Source organism: Citrobacter sp. RHBSTW-00017, assembly GCF_013797615.1.
Lineage (GTDB): Bacteria > Pseudomonadota > Gammaproteobacteria > Enterobacterales > Enterobacteriaceae > Citrobacter > Citrobacter braakii.
This window is the reverse complement of the sequence record NZ_CP056899.1, coordinates 402,874-424,107: the sequence shown is the minus strand read 5'-3', so window position 1 is coordinate 424,107 and position 21,234 is coordinate 402,874. Positions and strand designations below refer to the sequence as shown.

Annotated in this window: 27 protein-coding genes; 12 read left to right on the top strand and 15 right to left on the bottom strand. The window is 52.7% G+C overall.

Annotated features, from left to right (window positions below):
* Positions 1–4 precede the first annotated feature (4 nt).
* Genes gspH through HV037_RS01920 form a run of 7 tightly spaced genes read left to right on the top strand, consistent with a single transcriptional unit; the run spans position 5 to position 4,814 of the window.
* A complete protein-coding gene (gene gspH, locus HV037_RS01950) occupies positions 5–496 on the top strand; it encodes a type II secretion system minor pseudopilin GspH (protein ID WP_016157613.1) in 492 nt (163 codons plus the stop codon).
* A complete protein-coding gene (gene gspI / locus HV037_RS01945; RefSeq protein WP_016157614.1) occupies positions 493–879 on the top strand; it encodes a type II secretion system minor pseudopilin GspI in 387 nt (128 codons plus the stop codon). The genes gspH and gspI overlap by 4 nt, the downstream gene beginning before the upstream one ends.
* Positions 863–1,435: a type II secretion system protein GspJ gene (locus HV037_RS01940; RefSeq protein ID WP_016157615.1), complete on the top strand. Its 573-nt coding sequence runs from the start codon at positions 863–865 to the stop codon at positions 1,433–1,435. Before gspI ends, HV037_RS01940 begins: the two co-directional genes overlap by 17 nt.
* On the top strand, positions 1,432–2,418 hold the full coding sequence (gene gspK / locus HV037_RS01935; RefSeq protein WP_016157616.1) for a type II secretion system minor pseudopilin GspK: 987 nt from the start codon (positions 1,432–1,434) through the stop codon (positions 2,416–2,418). Before HV037_RS01940 ends, gspK begins: the two co-directional genes overlap by 4 nt.
* Positions 2,419–2,428: 10 nt before the next feature.
* The gene (gene gspL / locus HV037_RS01930; protein ID WP_016157617.1) at positions 2,429–3,574 is read left to right on the top strand and encodes a type II secretion system protein GspL; all 1,146 of its coding nucleotides are present in this window, start codon (positions 2,429–2,431) and stop codon (positions 3,572–3,574) included.
* Positions 3,571–4,038, top strand: a complete 468-nt coding sequence (locus tag HV037_RS01925) for a type II secretion system protein M (RefSeq protein ID WP_016157618.1) — start codon at positions 3,571–3,573, stop codon at positions 4,036–4,038. The genes gspL and HV037_RS01925 overlap by 4 nt, the downstream gene beginning before the upstream one ends.
* Positions 4,035–4,814, top strand: coding sequence for an A24 family peptidase (locus tag HV037_RS01920; protein WP_103283377.1), 780 nt, complete (start codon positions 4,035–4,037; stop codon positions 4,812–4,814). The genes HV037_RS01925 and HV037_RS01920 overlap by 4 nt, the downstream gene beginning before the upstream one ends.
* Positions 4,815–4,851: 37 nt before the next feature.
* Here HV037_RS01920 and bfr read toward each other — a convergent pair whose 3' ends face one another.
* The 11 genes from bfr to fkpA all read right to left on the bottom strand — a co-directional run bounded on the left by bfr (position 4,852) and on the right by fkpA (position 13,056).
* Complete coding sequence (gene bfr / locus HV037_RS01915; protein ID WP_016154761.1) at positions 4,852–5,325, bottom strand: bacterioferritin; 474 nt, start codon at positions 5,323–5,325, stop codon at positions 4,852–4,854.
* Positions 5,326–5,396: 71 nt separating this feature from the next.
* Positions 5,397–5,591, bottom strand: coding sequence for a bacterioferritin-associated ferredoxin (gene bfd / locus HV037_RS01910; RefSeq protein WP_003031111.1), 195 nt, complete (start codon positions 5,589–5,591; stop codon positions 5,397–5,399).
* A 185-nt stretch (positions 5,592–5,776) separates the two neighbouring features.
* The gene (gene tuf, locus HV037_RS01905) at positions 5,777–6,961 is read right to left on the bottom strand and encodes an elongation factor Tu (RefSeq protein WP_003031109.1); all 1,185 of its coding nucleotides are present in this window, start codon (positions 6,959–6,961) and stop codon (positions 5,777–5,779) included.
* A 69-nt stretch (positions 6,962–7,030) separates the two neighbouring features.
* Positions 7,031–9,145, bottom strand: a complete 2,115-nt coding sequence (gene fusA / locus HV037_RS01900; RefSeq protein ID WP_016154762.1) for an elongation factor G — start codon at positions 9,143–9,145, stop codon at positions 7,031–7,033.
* A 96-nt stretch (positions 9,146–9,241) separates the two neighbouring features.
* The gene (rpsG, locus tag HV037_RS01895) at positions 9,242–9,712 is read right to left on the bottom strand and encodes a 30S ribosomal protein S7 (RefSeq protein ID WP_016154763.1); all 471 of its coding nucleotides are present in this window, start codon (positions 9,710–9,712) and stop codon (positions 9,242–9,244) included.
* 95 nt (positions 9,713–9,807) lie between these two features.
* The gene (gene rpsL, locus HV037_RS01890) at positions 9,808–10,182 is read right to left on the bottom strand and encodes a 30S ribosomal protein S12 (RefSeq protein ID WP_003023654.1); all 375 of its coding nucleotides are present in this window, start codon (positions 10,180–10,182) and stop codon (positions 9,808–9,810) included.
* 125 nt (positions 10,183–10,307) lie between these two features.
* Positions 10,308–10,595, bottom strand: a complete 288-nt coding sequence (gene tusB, locus HV037_RS01885; RefSeq protein WP_016157620.1) for a sulfurtransferase complex subunit TusB — start codon at positions 10,593–10,595, stop codon at positions 10,308–10,310.
* 7 nt (positions 10,596–10,602) lie between these two features.
* Positions 10,603–10,962, bottom strand: coding sequence for a sulfurtransferase complex subunit TusC (gene tusC, locus HV037_RS01880; RefSeq protein ID WP_016157621.1), 360 nt, complete (start codon positions 10,960–10,962; stop codon positions 10,603–10,605).
* Complete coding sequence (gene tusD, locus HV037_RS01875) at positions 10,962–11,348, bottom strand: sulfurtransferase complex subunit TusD (RefSeq protein ID WP_016154766.1); 387 nt, start codon at positions 11,346–11,348, stop codon at positions 10,962–10,964. The genes tusC and tusD overlap by 1 nt, the downstream gene beginning before the upstream one ends.
* Positions 11,348–12,070 carry a transcriptional regulator gene (locus tag HV037_RS01870; RefSeq protein ID WP_003023643.1) on the bottom strand — a complete coding sequence of 241 codons (723 nt, stop codon included), beginning with the start codon at positions 12,068–12,070 and terminating at the stop codon, positions 11,348–11,350. The genes tusD and HV037_RS01870 overlap by 1 nt, the downstream gene beginning before the upstream one ends.
* A gap of 167 nt (positions 12,071–12,237) precedes the next feature.
* Positions 12,238–13,056 carry an FKBP-type peptidyl-prolyl cis-trans isomerase gene (fkpA, locus tag HV037_RS01865; RefSeq protein ID WP_016154767.1) on the bottom strand — a complete coding sequence of 273 codons (819 nt, stop codon included), beginning with the start codon at positions 13,054–13,056 and terminating at the stop codon, positions 12,238–12,240.
* 232 nt (positions 13,057–13,288) lie between these two features.
* On the opposite strand from fkpA, the gene HV037_RS01860 reads away from it, so the two are divergent.
* A complete protein-coding gene (locus HV037_RS01860; RefSeq protein WP_003023639.1) occupies positions 13,289–13,507 on the top strand; it encodes a protein SlyX in 219 nt (72 codons plus the stop codon).
* A 49-nt stretch (positions 13,508–13,556) separates the two neighbouring features.
* Here the strand turns inward: HV037_RS01860 and slyD are convergent, their stop codons facing one another.
* The 4 genes from slyD to kefG all read right to left on the bottom strand — a co-directional run bounded on the left by slyD (position 13,557) and on the right by kefG (position 16,822).
* Positions 13,557–14,162, bottom strand: coding sequence for a peptidylprolyl isomerase (slyD, locus tag HV037_RS01855; RefSeq protein ID WP_003023634.1), 606 nt, complete (start codon positions 14,160–14,162; stop codon positions 13,557–13,559).
* Positions 14,163–14,256: 94 nt separating this feature from the next.
* Positions 14,257–14,457 (bottom strand): YheV family putative zinc ribbon protein, encoded by a 201-nt coding sequence (locus HV037_RS01850; RefSeq protein ID WP_016154768.1) that lies wholly within the window; start codon positions 14,455–14,457, stop codon positions 14,257–14,259.
* Between the two features lie 8 nt (positions 14,458–14,465).
* The gene (kefB, locus tag HV037_RS01845) at positions 14,466–16,271 is read right to left on the bottom strand and encodes a glutathione-regulated potassium-efflux system protein KefB (protein WP_016154769.1); all 1,806 of its coding nucleotides are present in this window, start codon (positions 16,269–16,271) and stop codon (positions 14,466–14,468) included.
* The gene (gene kefG, locus HV037_RS01840; protein WP_003023629.1) at positions 16,271–16,822 is read right to left on the bottom strand and encodes a glutathione-regulated potassium-efflux system ancillary protein KefG; all 552 of its coding nucleotides are present in this window, start codon (positions 16,820–16,822) and stop codon (positions 16,271–16,273) included. The genes kefB and kefG overlap by 1 nt, the downstream gene beginning before the upstream one ends.
* A gap of 132 nt (positions 16,823–16,954) precedes the next feature.
* Between kefG and HV037_RS01835 the strand changes: the two genes are divergently transcribed.
* The 4 genes from HV037_RS01835 (at position 16,955) to HV037_RS01820 (ending at position 21,167) form a co-directional block, all read left to right on the top strand.
* The gene (locus tag HV037_RS01835; protein ID WP_016157622.1) at positions 16,955–18,856 is read left to right on the top strand and encodes an ABC transporter ATP-binding protein; all 1,902 of its coding nucleotides are present in this window, start codon (positions 16,955–16,957) and stop codon (positions 18,854–18,856) included.
* A 150-nt stretch (positions 18,857–19,006) separates the two neighbouring features.
* Complete coding sequence (locus HV037_RS01830) at positions 19,007–20,029, top strand: hydrolase (protein WP_016154772.1); 1,023 nt, start codon at positions 19,007–19,009, stop codon at positions 20,027–20,029.
* Entirely contained in the window at positions 20,026–20,244 is a 219-nt protein-coding gene (locus tag HV037_RS01825) for a YheU family protein (RefSeq protein ID WP_003023615.1), read from the top strand. The genes HV037_RS01830 and HV037_RS01825 overlap by 4 nt, the downstream gene beginning before the upstream one ends.
* A 53-nt stretch (positions 20,245–20,297) precedes the next feature.
* Positions 20,298–21,167 carry a phosphoribulokinase gene (locus HV037_RS01820; protein WP_003827751.1) on the top strand — a complete coding sequence of 290 codons (870 nt, stop codon included), beginning with the start codon at positions 20,298–20,300 and terminating at the stop codon, positions 21,165–21,167.
* Positions 21,168–21,234: the final 67 nt, after the last annotated feature.

Sequence of the window (21,234 nt, the reverse complement as noted above, 5' to 3'; positions counted from 1 at the left end):
CGGAATGAGGCAGAAGGGATTCACGCTACTGGAAGTCATTCTGGTGCTGACGATTATCGCGCTTGGCGCCTCGCTGGTGATGATGACCTACGGGCGACAAAATGATACCGCGAAAGCTATTACCGCAGTTGAACAGCTGGCGGCGCTGACTGAATATGCCGCCGACTGGTCAACCATGGAAGACCGCAGTACCGGTATTGAGATCCGCGAACAAGGCTGGCGCATCGTCACACCAATCGGCAATGGCTGGCAGACGCCAACCCAGTTCTATCGCCTGGCGACCGAGGGAAAGTGGGAAAGTGACTGGCAGGTGGCTCTGTTCCCGGCGTCGCTCGCCAGGCAATCCGTCGGCACGCCGCAAATTCTGATTCACCCGGACGGTGAAATTACGCCGTTTACGCTACACATCCGCAGCCGTAAAAATAACAGGCTGCTGTTCACGCTCGCCAGTACCGGCGGGCTGCCGCTGGTGCTCACCCGAGGCGAAAGCCGATGAGCCAAAGGCAATCAGGAATGACGCTTCTGGAAGTGCTACTGGCGATATTCATTTTCGCCACCTGCTCTCTCGCGCTACTCAACAGCCTGCACGGTCAGGTTAGCGCCACCGCAAAAATGGAAGAACAGGTGCTTGCCGGTTGGGTAGCGGATAATGTGCTCAAAACCTATCAACTGACCGGGCAGATCCCCGCTAAAACAGCGACAGGCAGCAGCATTATGGGTAAACGCCGCTGGGACTGGTCGTTGACAGTCTCACCCGCCGATGCTTCCGGCCTCAGCACCTGGACAGCAGACGTCGCTCTTGAGGACAAACAGCAGATCCGCCTGCAGCGCTTTATCCCCTCGCCGCAAGGAGGACCGCAAAATGTCTCCCGGCCCTGAGAAACAGCGCGGCTTTACCCTGCTGGAAGTTTTACTGGCTATTGCTCTGTTCGCCATGCTCAGCCTGCTGACGGCGCAGATGCTGACGACGACAATTGACAGTAACGAGCAGACCAAAAAGCATCAGCAGCGTTTTTCCGCTATCGTGCGTACCGTCAATTTGCTGGATAAAGATATCCGACAGCGGGTGCCGGTAACCCAATTGCAGGGCGAAAAAGAGACGCTGATGCTGACGACAGCCAGCAGTAACAGTTATCCTGGCGCCTGCTGCGCGCCCGATATCCAGCGAGTTCAGTGGTATCTGCAGGATCATACTTTATACCGCACGCTCTGGCGCTACCCGGAAGATGCAACCGCAGCTATCACTCAGCCGATGCTCAATGATGTGAACGCCTTCACGTTGCGTTATTACAACAGTAAAGAGAAAGCGTGGACGGACACGGCGACAATCCCATCTCCTGGCGCGATGGAAGTCACTCTTAAACTTGCTGATTCCGGCACGATAACTCGTCTGACGCTCTTGCCAGAGAACCGCCAGCCAGGAGAACAGCAATGACCCGGCAAAAGGGCGTGGCGCTGCTGGTAGTGCTGATGATCCTGGCAATTATGGCGGCGCTGGCCAGCGAAATGACCGTGCGCTACCAGATCAACCTCAAACGTACCAGCTACACCCGGATGCGGCTACAGCAAAACTGGCTGGCAGAGCTGGCTGAAAGCCAGGCCATGCGTATTCTTGAACAGGACCTGCGGGATAATGAGAAATACCTCACTCACGAGCAGCTCTGGGCGCAGCCGCAGCGTATTCAGCTCGCCAGCGGCGATGTTGTTAGCTGGCAGCTATCTGACGAGCAGGCCTGTTACAACATTAATGCGCTGATTAACGCCCCGACCGATCGAATGAAAGAGCCGCCCGCCAGCGTGAGCGTCTTTCTCGCGCTGCTGGACAACGTCGGCGTCACCAATGCCCAAGCTGAGGCGCTGGTTGATGCTATCGCCGACTACATCGATAACGACGATATCCCACGCGCCTCCGGTGCCGAAAATGAGTATTACCAGACAAGTAACGACCCCCACACCATTGGCGGACGACGTATCTGGTCAATCAGTGAGCTCAAACAAATCAAAGGGATGACGCTTTCTCTTTACCAGCAAATCTCCCCGCTACTCTGCGCGCTGCCTGATGATGAGCTAAAAATCAACATCAACACCCTGACGCGCCGGGATGCACCGTTGCTTGCGGCGATGCTCAATAATGCTGTCCCGCCACGCGAGATTGAGCGCTTTTTTGATACCCCGCGCAAAGGACGAAAAATCAGCATTGAGACGCTGTTAAAGACATTCGATAAGGATAATCCAGCTCATAAGCTGTCGCAGTCCACATTCAAAAGCATTGCGGTGGCGACCAGTCGTTACTTCCGCCTTGAAACGACTATCGAACAGGGCGATAGCGCCGGGAGCACCATCAGCCAGCTGGAATACGATCCCAAAAGAAAGGCTCTGTTTATTACAGCCCGCAAAAGCGTGGCGCGCGACCATTAAAGGGAACTAAATGACGCCAGACACATTACTGCTACGTCCGCTGCCGGGAAAACTGGAATGGTGCTGCCCCAACGAGGCACAGCCTCCGGTTATTGTTGAACAGGCGGCTTACCTCCAGCCGAACGCGCTGGCCGACCTGCCGGATGCCGGTAACGCCTGCCTGTTCCTGTCACCTGATTATTTCTGTTTTCGTCGCGTCGAATTACCAACGGAAAACTACAAAATCAGTGAACAAACGCTGGGCTGGCTGGTGGAGGACGCCGTTGTCGGTGATACAGATAGCCTGCACTGGACGGTTCTCGCCAGAGAAGAAAACACGCTCCATCTGGCCGGGATCGCCAGGACTACGCTGAACGATCTATTGACGACTTTCCGCACAGCTGGCGTGACGTTGACGTATATCGTTCCGGATGGTTTCTGGCTGCCGTATGTCACGGATAGCTGGAGTCTGCTAAAACAAGATGAGCGATGGTTAATCCGTTACGACGCGTGGAAAACAGGCGTGCTGAGTGAAGCACTGCTCACGCATTTACTCGCCAGCCATACAGAGCAAAAAATCATCAGCGCCAGCCCGCTTCCTGTGCCTCACGCTTATGTCGAATACCTTGACTGGCAGCCGCCGCTGGCGTGCGCCTGCAATGGCGATAATATTCAGGACATTAACGTATTACACGGCAGCTTCCGCCCTTTGCCCCCGACACAACCGACCCCGCGTCTGCTGAAATATGCCGCCATAGCAACATTTGCCCTGGCAATAGCGCTCTTCTCAGGGCTGAAAGGGGTGATGCTCTGGCAGCTTCATCAACAGAAACAGGCGCTCTCAGCTGAAGGTGCCACCCTGTGGAACCGCTATTTCCCAGGTGATAACCGCAACAGCAATTTTAAATATTTCTTCGAATCGTCCGCGAGGGATCGCTATCCGGATGTGCTGACGTTACTGACTCAGCTTCAGACCCGATTAAGCACATTGCCGGGGCTTACCATCCGCGAGGTCAACTACCGGCTCGAACAACGCCTTTTTACCCTGACGCTCAACGTTCGCGATCCGGAACATCTTCGCCGCTTTATGGTGCAGACAAACGACGAATTTATCCTGACTCAACCGCCAGAAGGGACGACAGGTAGCGTCCGGCTGACCCTGAAGGAGCGCAAATGAATATGAATAGCTGGTGGAGCGAAAAAAACGGCAGAGAGCAACGCAGTCTGATATTCCTCGCCGTTTTCTGTCTGCTGGCGGGATTCTGGTACGGCGTGGTTCAGCCCCTGGATAACGCTATTTCACAGCAGAGGCAGGAAAATGATCGTCTCAGGAGTGAGATCCTGTGGGTAAATGAGGCGATTCAGCGTCGCGGATTAGTTGCCAGTAGACCGGGCACAAAGACCGATCCGGCACTGATACAACATAGCGCGCAGCAGGCAGGTCTGAATATCAGCGTTGTGACATCCACTCCCGATCATTTTGCGATCTCGCTTCCCGTTGTCAAAACCGAACCATTATTTGCGTGGCTTAATACCCTACAAAATGAGGGAATACAGGTTTCGCAACTCACGTTTAGCGCCCGCCCGGTCGCCGGGGAGATTGCGGTGGAAGCCCTTGAACTCTATCCGGTGGGGAAATGACGGAACTCATTAACATTGCAGCAATGGCATTTGTCGGGCTGATAGTCGGCAGCTTTATGAATGTAGTGGTTTATCGACTGCCGATCATGATTGAGCATCGGCACAGCGAAACATGGAATATCGCCTGGCCTCCGTCGCACTGTCCGCACTGCCAGCACAGGCTATCGGTGCGTAACACTATTCCACTATTCAGTTGGCTGTGGCAGCGGGGGCGTTGCCAGGCCTGCGCTCAGCCCATTTCATGGCGTTACCCACTGACTGAACTGGCGTGTTCTTGTGTTTTTGCGCTTAGCGCCGCGTTTGTCTCTTCAATATCAGATGCGATTGCCATCATGACGCTGTTCTGGTTTATTTTCGCCCTGGCGCAAATTGATCTCCGGACGTACCTGCTGCCGGATGTGCTGACGCAGCCGCTGCTCTGGCTCGGTCTGCTATATCACAGCGTTTACGACAGAGAGATGTTACCCGACGCGCTGTACGGCGCTGTCGCTGGCTATCTGACGCTATGGCTGGTCTGGTGGGGATGCAAAATTCTCGCGGGAAAAGAGGGCATCGGCCTGGGTGACGCTAAGCTACTGGCAGCGATGGGTGCCTGGTGTGGATGGCCAGCGCTACCGCCCATTTTACTCGCTGCATCATTGCTGGGCATTGTCTGGTGGCTGATCCTACGCCTTACCCGAAGGACGTCGATACCGCTTATCGCGTTCGGTCCGTGGCTTGGACTGGCAGGTTGGTTGATTTTCAGCGCGCAAAGTTCAGGTGTTATCGGGTACTGAAAGGAGCGGCAGGCCTGCCGCTCTGCAAAGTTTGCGTCTACGCTTCGCGAATCTGTGCCTGAAGATAGTTCTGGAGTCCCATCTTCTGGAGCAGATCCAGTTCCGTTTCCAGCCAGTCAATGTGACCTTCTTCATCAGCAAGGATTTCGATCATCATATCCCGGCTAACGTAGTCATGGACGCTGTCGGCATAGGCAATGGCTTCACGTAAATCTTTAGCCCCATCGAGTTCGAGTCGAAGATCGGATTGCAGCATCTCTTCAACATCTTCGCCTATACCCAACTTACCAAGATCCTGTAAGTTTGGGAGCCCTTCTAAGAATAAAATACGCTCGATATATTTATCAGCGTGTTTCATCTCATCGATAGATTCATGGTACTCAACATCATTGAGGCGAGTCAGTCCCCAGTTTTTGAACATACGAGCATGGAGAAAATACTGGTTGATTGCGACAAGCTCATTTCCCAATAGTTTATTGAGATAATTTATGATTTTAACATCACCTTTCATTTTATAGTCCCTCCGCTTCCACTCTTAGAGCGTAGATGGGGCTACAGGGATGTCAAAAAAAAGAGTGTGACTTAGGCGATCTCTTTAAATTCTGGCATTTGCGTTAATTCATCCTGCATGACTTCGCGGGCAGCACGAATACACTTACCGCATTGATTTCCAACAGGAATAAATTTACGCAATTGCTGAAAGGACTGAGGATGAAACTGGCGAACAGCCTGACGTATTTTTTTATCACTTATCGCATTACACAAACAAACGTACATGATCGCTCCCGTTCAATTTCTGCGCAAAGTGTAAATGAGAATAGTTATGATTACAATAGCACAACGCTATTTACGCAGCGGGAGAATGAATGAAAAATGCGAATAAATATGACAACTGCTAAATCGCGGACAGCAAAAAGGGCGCCGAAGCGCCCTTTTTAAGCTCAAAGCTAATTAATCAATAATTAGCTCATTACTTTAGCAACAACGCCCGCACCAACAGTACGGCCGCCTTCACGGATTGCGAAACGCAGACCGTCGTCCATCGCGATTGGGTGGATCAGGGTAACAACCATTTTGATGTTGTCGCCCGGCATTACCATCTCAACGCCTTCCGGCAGTTCGATGGTACCAGTCACGTCAGTAGTACGGAAGTAGAACTGCGGACGGTAGCCTTTGAAGAACGGAGTATGACGGCCGCCTTCATCTTTGGACAGAATGTACACTTCAGATTCGAACTTGGTGTGCGGCTTGATAGAGCCCGGCTTAGCCAGTACCTGACCACGTTCGATTTCTTCACGTTTGATACCACGCAGCAGAACACCAACGTTCTCACCAGCACGGCCTTCGTCCAGCAGTTTGCGGAACATTTCAACGCCAGTACAGGTAGACTTAGCAGTCTCTTTGATACCAACGATTTCAACTTCTTCACCAACTTTGATGATACCGCGCTCTACACGACCGGTAACAACGGTACCACGACCGGAGATGGAGAATACGTCTTCGATAGGCAGCAGGAACGGCTTGTCAATCGCACGCTCTGGTTCCGGGATGTAAGAATCCAGGAAGCCAGCCAGTTCGATGATTTTCGCTTCCCACTCTGCTTCGCCTTCCAGCGCTTTCAGAGCAGAACCACGAACGATCGGAGTGTCGTCGCCCGGGAAATCGTACTGAGACAGAAGTTCACGAACTTCCATTTCTACCAGTTCCAGCAGCTCTTCGTCATCAACCATGTCGCATTTGTTCAGGAACACGATGATGTACGGAACGCCTACCTGACGACCCAGCAGGATGTGCTCACGAGTCTGCGGCATCGGGCCGTCAGTCGCAGCAACAACCAGGATCGCGCCGTCCATCTGCGCAGCACCGGTGATCATGTTTTTAACATAGTCGGCGTGGCCCGGGCAGTCTACGTGTGCGTAGTGGCGAGTCGGGGTGTCATATTCAACGTGAGAAGTGTTGATGGTGATACCACGAGCTTTTTCTTCCGGCGCGTTATCGATCTGGTCGAATGCACGAGCAGCACCGCCGTAGGTTTTAGCCAGTACGGTGGTGATTGCAGCGGTCAGGGTAGTTTTACCGTGGTCAACGTGGCCGATGGTGCCGACGTTAACGTGCGGTTTTGTACGTTCAAATTTTTCTTTAGACACGGCTATATTCCTTACTATAGTGCTCTCCCCTGGGGAGAGAGCACGGGACTTAGGTTTTAATCCTGTGGCTTATTTACCACGGGCTTCAATAACGGCCTGAGCAACGTTGTTCGGCGCATCGTCGTACTTCAGGAACTCCATGGAGTAAGAAGCACGGCCTTTGGTCAGAGAACGCAGCTGGGTTGCATATCCGAACATTTCAGACAGCGGAACTTCAGCATGGATAACAACGCCAGTGACGTTGGATTCCTGACCACGAAGCATACCACGACGGCGGCTCAAGTCACCGATTACGTCACCGGTGTTCTCTTCCGGAGTCTCTACTTCAACCTTCATGATAGGCTCAAGCAGAACTGGTTTCGCTTTCTTAAAGCCATCTTTGAAGGCGATAGAAGCGGCCAGTTTAAACGCCAGCTCAGAGGAGTCAACGTCATGGTAAGAACCGAAGTGCAGACGCACGCCCAGATCAACAACCGGGTAACCAGCTAGCGGGCCAGATTTCAGCTGTTCCTGGATGCCTTTATCAACGGCCGGGATGTATTCGCCAGGAATTACACCACCTTTGATGTCGTTGATGAACTCGTAGCCTTTCGGGTTTGAACCCGGCTCCAGCGGGTACATGTCGATAACAACATGACCGTACTGACCGCGACCACCAGACTGCTTAGCGTGTTTACCTTCGATATCGGTAACTTTCGCGCGAATCGCTTCACGGTAAGCAACCTGAGGTTTACCGACGTTCGCTTCAACGTTGAATTCACGCTTCATACGGTCAACGATGATGTCGAGGTGCAGCTCACCCATACCGGCGATAATAGTCTGGTTAGATTCTTCGTCAGTCCAAACGCGGAATGACGGGTCTTCTTTAGCCAGACGGCCCAGAGCCAGACCCATTTTTTCCTGGTCAGCTTTGGTTTTCGGTTCTACCGCGATGGAGATTACCGGCTCAGGGAATTCCATACGCTCCAGAATGATCGGGTGATCCGGGTCACACAGAGTGTCACCAGTGGTCACGTCTTTCAGACCGATAGCAGCAGCGATATCGCCCGCGCGAACTTCTTTGATCTCTTCACGTTTGTTAGCGTGCATCTGTACGATACGGCCAAAACGCTCGCGTGCAGTTTTCACTGAGTTCAGGATGGTGTCACCGGAGTTAACCACACCAGAGTACACGCGGAAGAAGGTCAGGTTACCCACGAACGGGTCGGTAGCGATTTTGAATGCCAGAGCAGCAAACGGCTCTTCATCGCTAGCATGACGCTCAGCCGGAGTATCTTTACCGTCGTCCAGAATACCGTTGATCGCAGGTACGTCGACTGGGGATGGCAGGTAATCAATTACCGCATCCAGCATCGCCTGAACACCTTTGTTCTTGAACGCAGAACCACAGGTTACCAGGATGATTTCGTTGTTCAGAACGCGCTGACGCAGAGCTTTTTTGATCTCTTCTTCAGTCAGTTCTTCACCACCCAGGTATTTCTCCATCAGCTCTTCTGAAGCTTCCGCAGCGGACTCGATCAGGTTCTGGTGCCATTCTTCAGCCAGTTCCTGCATGTCAGCCGGGATATCTTCATAAGTGAAGGTTACGCCTGCATCTTCTTCGTTCCAGTTGATGGCTTTCATTTTCACCAGGTCAACAACACCGGTGAACGCTTCTTCAGCGCCAATCGCCAACTGCAGCGGAACAGGGTTCGCGCCCAGACGGGTTTTGATCTGACCAACAACTTTCAGGAAGTTCGCACCCATACGGTCCATTTTGTTAACGAACGCAATGCGTGGAACTTTATATTTGTTTGCCTGACGCCATACGGTTTCAGACTGAGGCTGAACACCACCAACTGCGCAGTAAACCATTACTGCACCATCAAGCACACGCATGGAACGTTCTACTTCGATAGTGAAGTCAACGTGCCCCGGGGTGTCGATGATGTTTACGCGATGCGGTTCATACTGCTTAGCCATACCAGACCAGAATGCAGTAGTCGCTGCGGAGGTGATAGTAATACCACGCTCCTGCTCCTGTTCCATCCAGTCCATGGTGGCTGCGCCGTCATGAACTTCACCGATTTTATGGTTTACACCGGTGTAGAACAGAATACGTTCGGTAGTAGTGGTTTTACCGGCGTCGATGTGCGCACTGATACCGATATTACGGTAGCGCGCGATGGGTGTTGTACGAGCCATTTGATTCCTCGTTTATCTTTTAGGCGTTCAATTTAAGTAGCCCAAAGCGGGCTGCTTACTAGAAGCGCCCGCCTGGTGACTAAAACTCCGAAGGGATTACCAACGGTAGTGTGCGAACGCCTTGTTGGCTTCTGCCATACGGTGAACGTCTTCACGTTTCTTAACTGCAGTACCTTTGTTTTCTGCAGCATCAGAAAGTTCGTTCGCCAGGCGCAGAGCCATGGATTTATCACCGCGTTTACGAGCAGCTTCAACGATCCAACGCATTGCCAGGGCATTACGGCGAACCGGACGGACTTCAACTGGAACCTGATAAGTAGAACCACCAACGCGGCGAGACTTAACTTCGACAGTCGGACGCACGTTTTCAAGGGCTACTTCAAAAGCTTCCAGGCCATCTTTACCAGAACGCTGAGCCAGGGTCTCCAGCGCGCTGTATACGATGGTTTCTGCAGTAGATTTTTTACCATCTACCATCAGGATATTTACAAATTTAGCCAGCAGCTCTGATCCGAACTTAGGATCCGGCAGAATTTTACGCTGACCAATGACGCGACGACGTGGCATGGGAATACTCCGTTGTTAATTCAGGATTGTCCAAAACTCTACGAGTTTAGTTTGACATTAATATAAAACGTTTGGCCTTACTTAACGGAGAACCATTAAGCCTTAGGACGTTTCACGCCATACTTGGAGCGTGATTGCTTACGGTCTTTAACGCCGGAGCAGTCAAGCGCACCGCGAACGGTGTGGTAACGAACACCCGGGAGGTCTTTTACACGACCGCCACGGATCAGGATCACGGAGTGCTCCTGCAGGTTGTGACCTTCACCACCGATGTAGGAAGTCACTTCAAAACCGTTAGTCAAACGCACACGGCATACTTTACGCAGTGCGGAGTTTGGTTTTTTAGGAGTGGTAGTATATACACGAGTACATACGCCACGTTTCTGCGGGCATGCTTCCAGTGCAGGCACGTTGCTCTTTGCAACTTTGCGTGCGCGTGGTTTGCGTACCAGCTGGTTAACTGTTGCCATTAAATAGCTCCTGGTTGTAGCTTTCGCTTCGTAAACACGTAATAAAACGACCTCATACAATATGAGGACGCAGAATTTTAGGTCGGTGTCGAAAAGGTGTCAAGAAATATACAACGATCCCACAATTACCAGGACATCTGGCTGGGATGCTTCACCGTAAGTCTGACGAAGTCAGTATAGCTAACCCTGACGACACTGTCTGAAATTTGACCACCTAAGCCGCGAGCTTTAATGTCTTCTTCCAGTACATAGACCTTAATGGAGGCATTTTGCAGACTTTCAAGGAAACGGCTCCCTTCTATTGCCGCGGTCACGCCATCCTGAAGCAATAAAAGTTCATCGTCTTTATCAATCAGGCGAAGAAGAGAGGAGAAATCGGTAAGCCACGCGGAGCGATGTAATGTGTGCAGCATGAGTATCTCAAAACCTTAAAATGACGTCATATTTGCCTAGCTCACGGCGTAAATCTTCCGGTTCTAACGCTGTCGCATCGACCACAAAATCCCCCCCCTGCTGGAGGCCCCGCTCGCGTAACGAGGCGGCACAAAGCCAACATTGATCGATATCGTACAACCCTAACAGCTTGAAGGTTGCGATATAGTCGCGAGCCAGCACGACATCCGGCTGTTGTCCCTGGAGGATTTGAAAAACGCCATCGCCGATAAAAAATACGCCGAGGTCTTCCGTTAACGCCGATGTCGCCAGTAAGGCATCTAACCCTTCGCGGCCAGACGAACTGCCATGCGGCACGGTAGAAAAGACAAAAGCAACACGTTTCATTAAAACTGCACCACGCGATCGCAGGTCAGGGATGCCTCAGCCAGCGAACCCAGCCCGCTGAGGTTAAAACCTGATTGTAAATTAGCCCCTGCCAGTCCCAGTCGCTTCGCTTCTGTTTCATCAACGACGCCACGACGCAGCGCCGCAGCTACGCAGATATTCAGCGTCACGCCATGCTGCTGGTTCAGCTGTTGCCAGGCCCGCACCAGATCATATTCATCACTGGCAGGTGAAGTCAGGAAGTTGGCGTTATACACACCTTCACGATAGAAAAAGACGCTGCATAGCTCATGCCCTTCTTTGAGTAACGCGTGAGCAAATTGCAACGCGCTGCTCGCCTGCTGCGTGCCATAAGCTGGCCCCGTCACCATAATGGCAAAACGCATTACTTGTCTTGCCCCTGGAAATCGCCGCTTTTGAACTGACGAATATAGAGGTAAACCGTGTGCTTGGAGATGTTCAGCCGATCGGCGACCTGGTTAATGGCATCTTTAATATCGAAGATACCTTTCTCATACAGATTCAGGACAATCTGGCGATTCTTGGCATTGTTGGAAACATTACGATCGGCATTCACTTCTTCAATCGTGAATTCCAACGTTTGGGTAACCAGGTCTTCCACCGAAGAAGCGAAGTTAACGGCAGAACCCACTTCCGGGGTTTCCGGAGGAATAAAGGTATTCATTATCTGCGAGAATGGAACATCAAGGTTCATGTTGATGCACAGCAGACCAATCACGCGATGCTCACGGTTGCGAATGGCAATCGTCACCGACTTCATCAAGACACCGCTTTTCGCACGTGTGAAGTAACACTTCGACACGCTGCTATCCGCACCCGTCATATCATGCAGCATACGCAACGCAAGGTCAGTAATCGGCGAGCCAATTTTGCGGCCCGTGTGTTCACCGTTAGCAATGCGGATGGCAGAGCATTTCAAATCCTGCAAAGAGTGCAATACGATTTCACAATGGGAACCAATGAGCATCGCCAACCCGTCCACAACCGCTTCGTAGGATTTGAGGATATCGAAATCGGTTTGATCGAAAGGACGTTGATCCAGTAAATCTAGCTCACTGGTTTCGTTGGTTAAAAGCGACCTGGACATGAAAAAAAGCACTCCTTTTCAGGAGCCTGTCGTTATGTTGTCAGGGCAGGCTCATCACTATTATAGGGGCATCTAAAGTAATACAGCGCACAAGGCGCTTTCCAGTATTAATTATATCCTGTCGATAATAAAAAACCGCCGCCCTGTGGGCGGCGGTATCTGGTTACTTACTTTTTGCTGCTGTCCGCAGCTTTAGCTGCCGGTGCAGCATCTGGCTGCGCATCGGCTTTCGGTGCCGGTTTGATGTCTAACAGTTCAACATCAAAGACCAGCGTAGAGTTAGCCGGAATGCCCGGTACGCCGGTTTTGCCATAAGCCAGATCCGGCGGGATAACCAGCTGGATTTTGCCGCCTTTCTTGATGTTTTTCAGGCCTTCGGTCCAGCCAGGGATAACACCGTCAAGACGGAAAGAGAGCGGCTCACCGCGGGTATAAGAGTTATCAAACTCTTTACCATCAATCAGCGTACCTTTGTAGTTGACTACCACGGTATCGCTATCTTTCGGTGCAGCGCCGGTACCTTCTTTCTCTACTTTATAGACCAGGCCAGTAGAAGAGGTTTTAACGCCCTTCTCTTTAGCAAATTTCTCGCGGTAAACTTTACCTTTGGCTTCATTGTCAGCCGCGTCTTTTTCCATTTTCGCCTGAGCGGAGCTCTTCACGCGTGCTTCAAACGCCTGCAGAGTTTGTTCGATTTCCTGGTCAGACAGTTTGCTCTTGTCTGCAAACGCATCCTGAACGCCAGCGATCAGCTGATCTTTATCCAGTTTGATGCCCAGTTTTTCCTGCTCTTTCAGAGAGTTTTCCATATAACGACCCAGGGACGCGCCCAGCGCGTAAGCGGCTTTTTGGTCGTCATTCTTGAATGCTGCTTTGCTGTCAGCAGTAGCGGCTGGTTTCGCAGCGTCAGCAGCGAAGGTGATCGGGGCATGCAGAGCAACAGCCATTGTGGTCGCCAGCAGCGTTACTTTAAACAGTGATTTCATCCATATCTCCAGGGCCGGGGCATCTCACCCCAAGGTTAGCTAACATAAAAATGTACTATAAAGCGTTGCAGAACAAATCAACATACGGGCACGCCCTATTATCACCACTTTTCAGACTCTTTTTGTTTAAATTAGTTTCGTGACCGAAGATTGAGTGCTGTGCAAACAGGCAAAGTTAAGTAGAATTCGCCGCAGTCCGCGATCTGCCGGAGAAAAAAGAAAGAGGTGAATCATGCAGGATACAACAATGGAAACTCGCCTGGCTGAACTGGAAAGTCGCCTGGCATTTCAGGAGATAACCATTGAAGAGCTCAACGTGACGGTGACCGCGCATGAACTGGAAATGGCAAAACTCCGCGACCATCTGCGTTTATTGACGGAGAAGCTCAAAGCAACGCAGCCGTCCCACATCGCGTCGCAGTCTGAAGAGACCCCGCCGCCACATTATTGAGACATAAAAAAAGCGGGATATTCCCGCTTTTTTTTATGCCGTATAACGATTAGTGGCAACCGCAACCGCCGCCGTTACCTTTACCGCCACCGCCGCAGCAGCCTTCGCCACCGTGCTCGTGACCATGGTCGTGACCGTGACCACCGCAGCAACCGTCATGACCGTGGTCATGATCGTGGTCGTGACCGTGCGCACCGTGAACGTGGCCGTGAGCCAGCTCTTCTTCGGTCGCTTCGCGGATAGCGACAACTTCTACGTTGAATTTCAGGTTCTGGCCAGCCAGCATGTGGTTACCGTCAACCACCACGTGGTCGTCTTCCACTTCGGTAATTTCTACCGGTACTGGACCCTGGTCAGTTTCAGCCAGGAAACGCATGCCAACCTGCAGTTCATCAACGCCCATGAACACGTCTTTAGGAACGCGCTGCACCAGGTTTTCGTCGTACTGACCGTATGCGTCGTTTGCGCCAACAGCAACATCGAATTTGTCGCCAACTTCATGACCGTCCAGCGCTGTTTCCAGGCCAGAAATCAGGGAACCGTGACCATGCAGGTAGTCCAGCGGTGCACTCACCGGAGACTCATCAACCAACACACCGTCTTCTGTACGTACCTGATAGGCCAGGCTGACCACCAGGTCCTTTGCTACTTTCATGATATCTCCTGAGCATGGAAAGAATAGTGGCGCAGATTGTAGCGGAATTCTGCACCCGTGTACCCTCTAGCTTAAAAAAAGCTGCGCCATATCGCTAGTCCGGATGAAAAATCCCGATCACTTGCTCTTCTTTGCGAACGTGCTCGCGCGCCTCTTTATCGGCTTCCCGCATCTGATGACCGCACTTAACACACTCAACAATATCGATATTATTTTCGCGCCACATCGCCAGCGTATCCTGCGCCTGGCAGGACGGACATTTTGCGCCTGCGATAAAACGTTTACGAATTGCCATGGTTACCTCTACTCAAATTCATCCCAGCCATCCAGTTGACGTCGCTCTTGCTGCATCTCTCGTTGGAAAATCTCCTCAAGCTCGCGCCGGGCTTCCCTGGCTCGGGAGATTTGTACCGTATCCGTGTGCATGGGGATCAGTTCCCGCAACATGCGCATATCCAGCCGCCGAAAATGCAGCTGAGCGCGCTGAGCCTGGTGCGGATGCATGCCTAACGTAACCAGCGTTTTTCGCCCTAACTCCAGCGCACTGGAAAACGTTTCGCGGGAAAACTGCGTCACACCAGCCTGTAATAACTCATGCGCCTCTACACGTCCGCGCGCACGCGCAAGAATATGCAAATGCGGAAAATACTGTTGGCACAGCTCCACCAGCTTCATAGTGTCTTCAGGTTCATTACAGGTAATAACAATAGACTGTGCGGCTTCTGCACCCGCGGAACGCAACAGATCCACCTGCGTGGCATCACCGTAATAGACCTTATAGCCATATTTGCGCATTAAATTCACTGCGCTGATATCTCTTTCCAGGACGGTAATACGCATTTTATTGGCCATCAACAGACGACCAATAACCTGACCAAAGCGCCCGAAACCCACCACAATCACCTGCGGTTTATCATCTTCCACCCAGGGTTTTTCATCTTCTTCATCCGTGCCGTTAAACTGGCGAGAGAGCCATTTATCAATCAACTTCATCACCAGCGGCGTGGTCATCATCGACAGCGTGACGGTCACCAACAACAGCGCCATTTGGTCACCCTGAAACAGCCGTTGGGAAGAGGCCGTTGAAAACAGCACGAAAGCGAATTCACCGCCCTGACTTAAAACCCCGGCAAACTGCATCCGTTCTGAGCTTCTCATGCCGTTAAGACGCGCCAGTACATACAGCACCAGCATTTTTACGACCACCAGCACCATCACGCTCGCCGCCACCCACAAAATATGGGTATAGAGCACGCCAAGGTTAAGCGACATACCTACGGAGATAAAAAACAGGCCAAGCAACAGGCCTTTAAACGGATCGATTGCCGTTTCCAGCTCATGTCGGTATTCGCTTTCCGCCAGCAGAACGCCCGCGATAAAGGTCCCCAGCGCCATCGACAAACCCAGCGCATCCATAAATAAAGCAGAACCCAGCACTAATAGCAGCGTGGCGGCGGTGAACACTTCCCGCACGCCAGAATCCGCAATAAAACGGAAAACCGGACGCAGCAAATAGCGCCCGCCAATCAGCATGCCGGCAAAGGCCAGCACCTTCATCCCCACTTTGATCCAGTCAAAATGTTCGTCAGCAGACCCCGCCAGCAACGGAACCAGCGCCAATGCGGGGATCACCGCCAGATCCTGAAATAGCAGCACCGAAAAGCCCAGTTGTCCGGATTCACTGCGATTCATGCCTTTTTCGCGCATCAACTGTAGCGCCATAGCGGTCGATGACATCGCCAGACCAATGCCGCCAACCACTGCCGCCTGCCAGGAGAACGCTGTAAGCATCAGTAGCCCTGCCAGCACGACCGCGCTTAGCATCACCTGCGCGGCACCGACGCCAAAAATTGAACGCCGCAATTGCCACAGTTTGGCTGGATTAAGTTCCAGCCCAATGATGAACATCAGAAAAACTACGCCCAGTTCGGAAAAGTGTAAGATTTCATCCACATCGCTGATGAACCCTAATCCCCATGGGCCGATAGCAATCCCCGCCAGCAAGTAACCCAGCACCGGACCGATACCCAGCTTTGAGGCCAGCGGAACTGCAGCCACCGCCGCGAAGAGGAACAACACGCCGGCAGTCAATAAATCAGAACCTTCCATCAGCGGCCTCCCACAGGGATCGGATTCGCCAGCCAGTCACCATACGCTTTCGCATGGCTGTCCAGCTCCTGTTTCGTTTGCCGTCTGGCCCAGTAGACAATGATAGGGCTCATCCAGTGCATGCGGCACATACCGGCCGTTAGCTCAAAAGGGCGCAGTACATCGCTCATTGGATAACGGTTTAGCGCGTCATAGCGGTAGGCGCTTTCCGGCTCTCCGGTAGTGATAACGCTCCGCCAGTACTTTCCCGCCAGTTGATTCCCCCCGGGGCCGCTGGCAAATCCTCGACTCAGTACGCGGTCAAGCCACTCCTTTAACAATGCCGGGCAGCTATAGGTGTAGAGCGGATGCTGAAAAACAATCACATCATGCTCGCGCAGCAGCGCCTGCTCATGCGGAATGTCGATAAAAAAGTCAGGATAGTGCGCGTACAGGTCGTGCACGGTAACATTGCTGAGCTGCATGGCCGGTTTAAGCAGCACCCGGTTCGCGACCGAGTCCTGAGATTCCGGATGGGCATACAGCAGCAAGACTTTCGCTGGCTGGAACATCATCCCCCTCCCGGTTTTGTCTTTTGTCTATTTTCGACGTTTTGGGCTACCATTGCGCCTCGGTGCGGCAAATGGCCCACACATTACATTATCATAATGATAAATTAACATAGTCTGAACATACGGCGCCTTATGATTGTTTTCTCATCGTTACAAATTCGTCGCGGCGTGCGCGTCTTGCTGGAAAATGCCACGGCCACCATTAATCCAGGGCAGAAAGTTGGCCTGGTAGGTAAAAATGGCTGCGGTAAATCTACTCTGCTGGCATTGCTGAAAAATGAACTCAGCGCCGACGCCGGAGGATTTACCTATCCGGGAAACTGGCAGCTCGCGTGGGTTAATCAGGAAACGCCTGCGTTGCCACAGCCGGCGTTGGAGTATGTGATTGACGGCGACCGCGAGTATCGTCAACTGGAAGCACAGTTGAACGATGCCAACGAACGTAACGATGGACACGCCATTGCCACCGTCCATGGCAAGCTGGATGCCATCGACGCCTGGACTGTGCGCTCACGCGCCGCCAGCCTGCTGCATGGCCTCGGCTTCTCCAACGAACAGCTTGAACGTCCCGTCAGCGATTTCTCCGGTGGCTGGCGTATGCGTCTCAACCTGGCTCAGGCGCTGATTTGCCGTTCAGACCTGCTGCTGCTCGATGAACCGACCAACCACCTCGATCTCGACGCGGTGATCTGGCTGGAAAGATGGCTGAAAAGCTATCAGGGCACGCTGATTTTGATCTCCCACGACCGCGACTTCCTCGACCCGGTGGTGGATAAAATTATTCATATCGAACAGCAAACGATGTTCGAGTACACCGGCAACTACAGCGCGTTTGAAATCCAGCGAGCGACCCGCCTCGCACAGCAACAGGCAATGTACGAAAGCCAGCAGGAGCGCGTGGCGCATCTGCAAAGCTATATCGATCGTTTCCGCGCTAAAGCCACCAAAGCAAAGCAGGCGCAGAGCCGTATCAAAATGCTGGAACGCATGGAGCTGATTGCCCCTGCGCACGTGGACAACCCGTTCCACTTCAGCTTCCGCGAGCCGGAAAGCCTGCCGAACCCGCTGTTAAAGATGGAAAAGGTCAGCGCCGGCTACGGCGACCGCGTCATTCTCGATTCGATCAAACTGAATCTGGTGCCGGGGTCTCGCATCGGCCTGCTCGGACGCAACGGCGCGGGTAAATCTACGCTGATTAAGTTGCTGGCCGGCGAACTGGCCCCCATCAACGGCGAGATTGGCCTGGCAAAAGGCATCAAGCTGGGTTACTTCGCACAGCACCAGCTGGAGTTTTTGCGCGCCGATGAATCACCGATTCAGCACCTGGCGCGCATGGCGCCGCAGGAGCTGGAGCAGAAACTGCGAGACTACCTCGGCGGATTCGGCTTCCAGGGCGATAAAGTCAGCGAAGAGACTCGCCGCTTCTCCGGAGGTGAAAAAGCGCGTCTGGTGCTGGCATTGATCGTCTGGCAGCGCCCGAACCTGCTGCTGCTTGATGAACCGACCAACCACCTGGATTTGGATATGCGTCAGGCGCTGACCGAAGCGCTGATCGATTTCGAAGGCGCACTGGTTGTGGTCTCGCACGACCGTCACCTGATTCGCTCTACTACCGATGACCTCTATCTGGTGCACGACAAGAAAGTCGAGCCGTTTGATGGCGATCTTGAGGATTATCAGCAGTGGCTGAGCGATGTGCAAAAACAGGAAAACCAGAGCGACGAACCGGTAAAAGAGAGCGTTAACAGCGCCCAAGCACGTAAAGACCAGAAGCGTCGCGAAGCTGAACTACGCACCCTGACGCAACCGCTACGTAAAGAGATTACCCGTCTGGAAAAAGAGATGGAGAAACTGCACGCACAGCTGGCGCAGGCGGAAGAAAAACTCGGCGATAGCGAACTGTACGACCAAAGCCGCAAAGCCGAACTCACAGCATGCTTGCAGCAGCAGGCCAGTGCGAAATCCGGACTGGAAGAGTGCGAGATGGCCTGGCTGGAGGCTCAGGAACAGCTTGAGCAGATGCAGGCCAAGTAATCATGAGTGCCGGATAAGGCGAAGCCGCCATCCGGCACTATAGCCGATGATTGCCTGCTGACTGACTCGCGACAAAATCACATATTGGCTAACCCGCACGCGCTGTGCGCGGTATAGTTATTCTTTCCGATTATTAATTGCTCTGGTGTTATGGTTGAAATCACGTCCACAGAAATAACTCCACCTACCGACGATTCACGAGAATTCCGTCCGATGCGCGGTATCAGTAACCGCCATCTGCAGACGATGCTGCCGCGTTTAATTCGCCGCAAGGTGAAGTTTGACGCCCACTGGCAGCGTCTGGAATTGCCCGACGGTGATTTTGTCGATCTGGCATGGAGTGAAGATCCGCAACAGGCGAAACACAAACCGCGCCTGGTGGTTTTTCACGGTCTGGAAGGCAGTCTGAACAGCCCGTACGCACATGGCCTGATTGAAGCAGCGCAAAAGCGCGGCTGGCTGGGCGTGGTGATGCATTTTCGCGGCTGCAGCGGCGAACCCAATCGTCTGAACCGTATTTATCACTCCGGTGAAACAGAAGATGGCACCTGGTTTTTACACTGGCTGGCACGTGAGTTCGGTCGCGTGCCGACCGCGGCGGTAGGCTATTCGCTCGGTGGAAACATGCTGGCCTGCCTGCTGGCAAAAGAAGGTACTGAGATTCCAATTGATGCCGCGGTTATCGTTTCCGCGCCTTTCGTGCTGGAAGCCTGTAGTTACCATATGGACAAGGGATTCTCCCGGGTCTATCAGCGCTACCTGCTAAACCTGTTGAAAGCCAATGCCTCGCGTAAGCTAGAGGCGTATCCAGGATCGCTGCCGGTGAGTCTGGGCCAGTTGAAATCTCTGCGTCGCATTCGCGATTTTGACGATCTGATCACCGCCAAAATCCACGGTTTCGCCGATGCTATAGACTATTACCGTCAGTGTAGCGCTATGCCGTTGCTCAACCAGATCGCCAAACCCACGCTGATTATCCATGCCAAAGACGATCCGTTTATGGATCATCACGTGATCCCTAAACCGGAAAATCTGCCCTCACAGGTAGAGTATCAACTGACGGAACACGGCGGCCACGTCGGATTCATTGGCGGCACGGTACGCCGTCCTGAGATGTGGCTGGAATCCAGAATCCCGGACTGGCTGACAACGTATCTGGAGGCATCATCATGATCATCCCCTGGCAAGATATCTCCCCGGACGCACTGGACAATCTGATTGAAAGCTTTGTCTTGCGCGAAGGCACCGATTATGGTGAACATGAACGCTCGCTCGAACAAAAAGTCGCCGACGTCAAACGCCAACTACAATCTGGTGAAGCCGTGCTGGTATGGTCCGAACTGCATGAAACGGTCAACATTATGCCGAGGAAGCAGATTCACGAGTAATCCGTAACCGACGGCCGACTATAATAAAAATTCAACCTATTCATGGAGTTGTTATGTCTGCCAAACATCCGGTGATTGCGGTAACAGGGTCCAGCGGCGCGGGGACCACCACCACCAGCCTCGCGTTTCGTAAAATTTTCGCGCAGTTAAATCTGCGCGCCGCCGAGGTGGAAGGTGACAGTTTTCATCGTTATACCCGTCCGGAAATGGACATGGCGATTCGCAAAGCGCGCGATGCCGGGCGGCATATCAGCTATTTCGGCCCCGAAGCTAATGACTTCGGTCTGCTGGAGCAAACCTTCATCGAATACGGCCAGACGGGCAAAGGTCAGTCGCGAAAATATCTGCACACCTACGATGAGGCCGTACCGTGGAATCAGGTTCCGGGTACATTTACGCCCTGGCAGCCGCTGCCTGAACCGACGGATGTCCTGTTCTATGAAGGACTGCACGGCGGCGTCGTAACCCCACAGCAAAACGTGGCCCGGCATGTCGATCTGCTGGTTGGCGTAGTGCCGATCGTGAACCTGGAATGGATTCAGAAGCTGACCCGCGATACCAGCGAGCGGGGACACTCGCGCGAAGCGGTGATGGACTCGGTGGTGCGCTCAATGGACGATTACATCAATTACATTACGCCGCAGTTTTCCCGTACGCACATTAACTTCCAGCGCGTACCGACCGTTGATACCTCCAACCCCTTTGCCGCCAAAAGTATTCCATCCCTGGATGAAAGCTTTGTCGTGATTCATTTTCGGAACCTGGAAGGGATCGACTTCCCGTGGCTACTGGCCATGCTGCAGGGATCATTCATTTCCCATATCAATACGTTGGTTGTTCCGGGCGGGAAAATGGGTCTGGCGATGGAATTGATTATGCTGCCGCTGGTCCAGCGACTGATGGAAGGCAAAAAGATAGAGTAAGGTGTTATTTTGCCGGATGGCGGCTGATGCCTTATCCGGCCTACGCGTTTATATCCTGTAGGCCTGA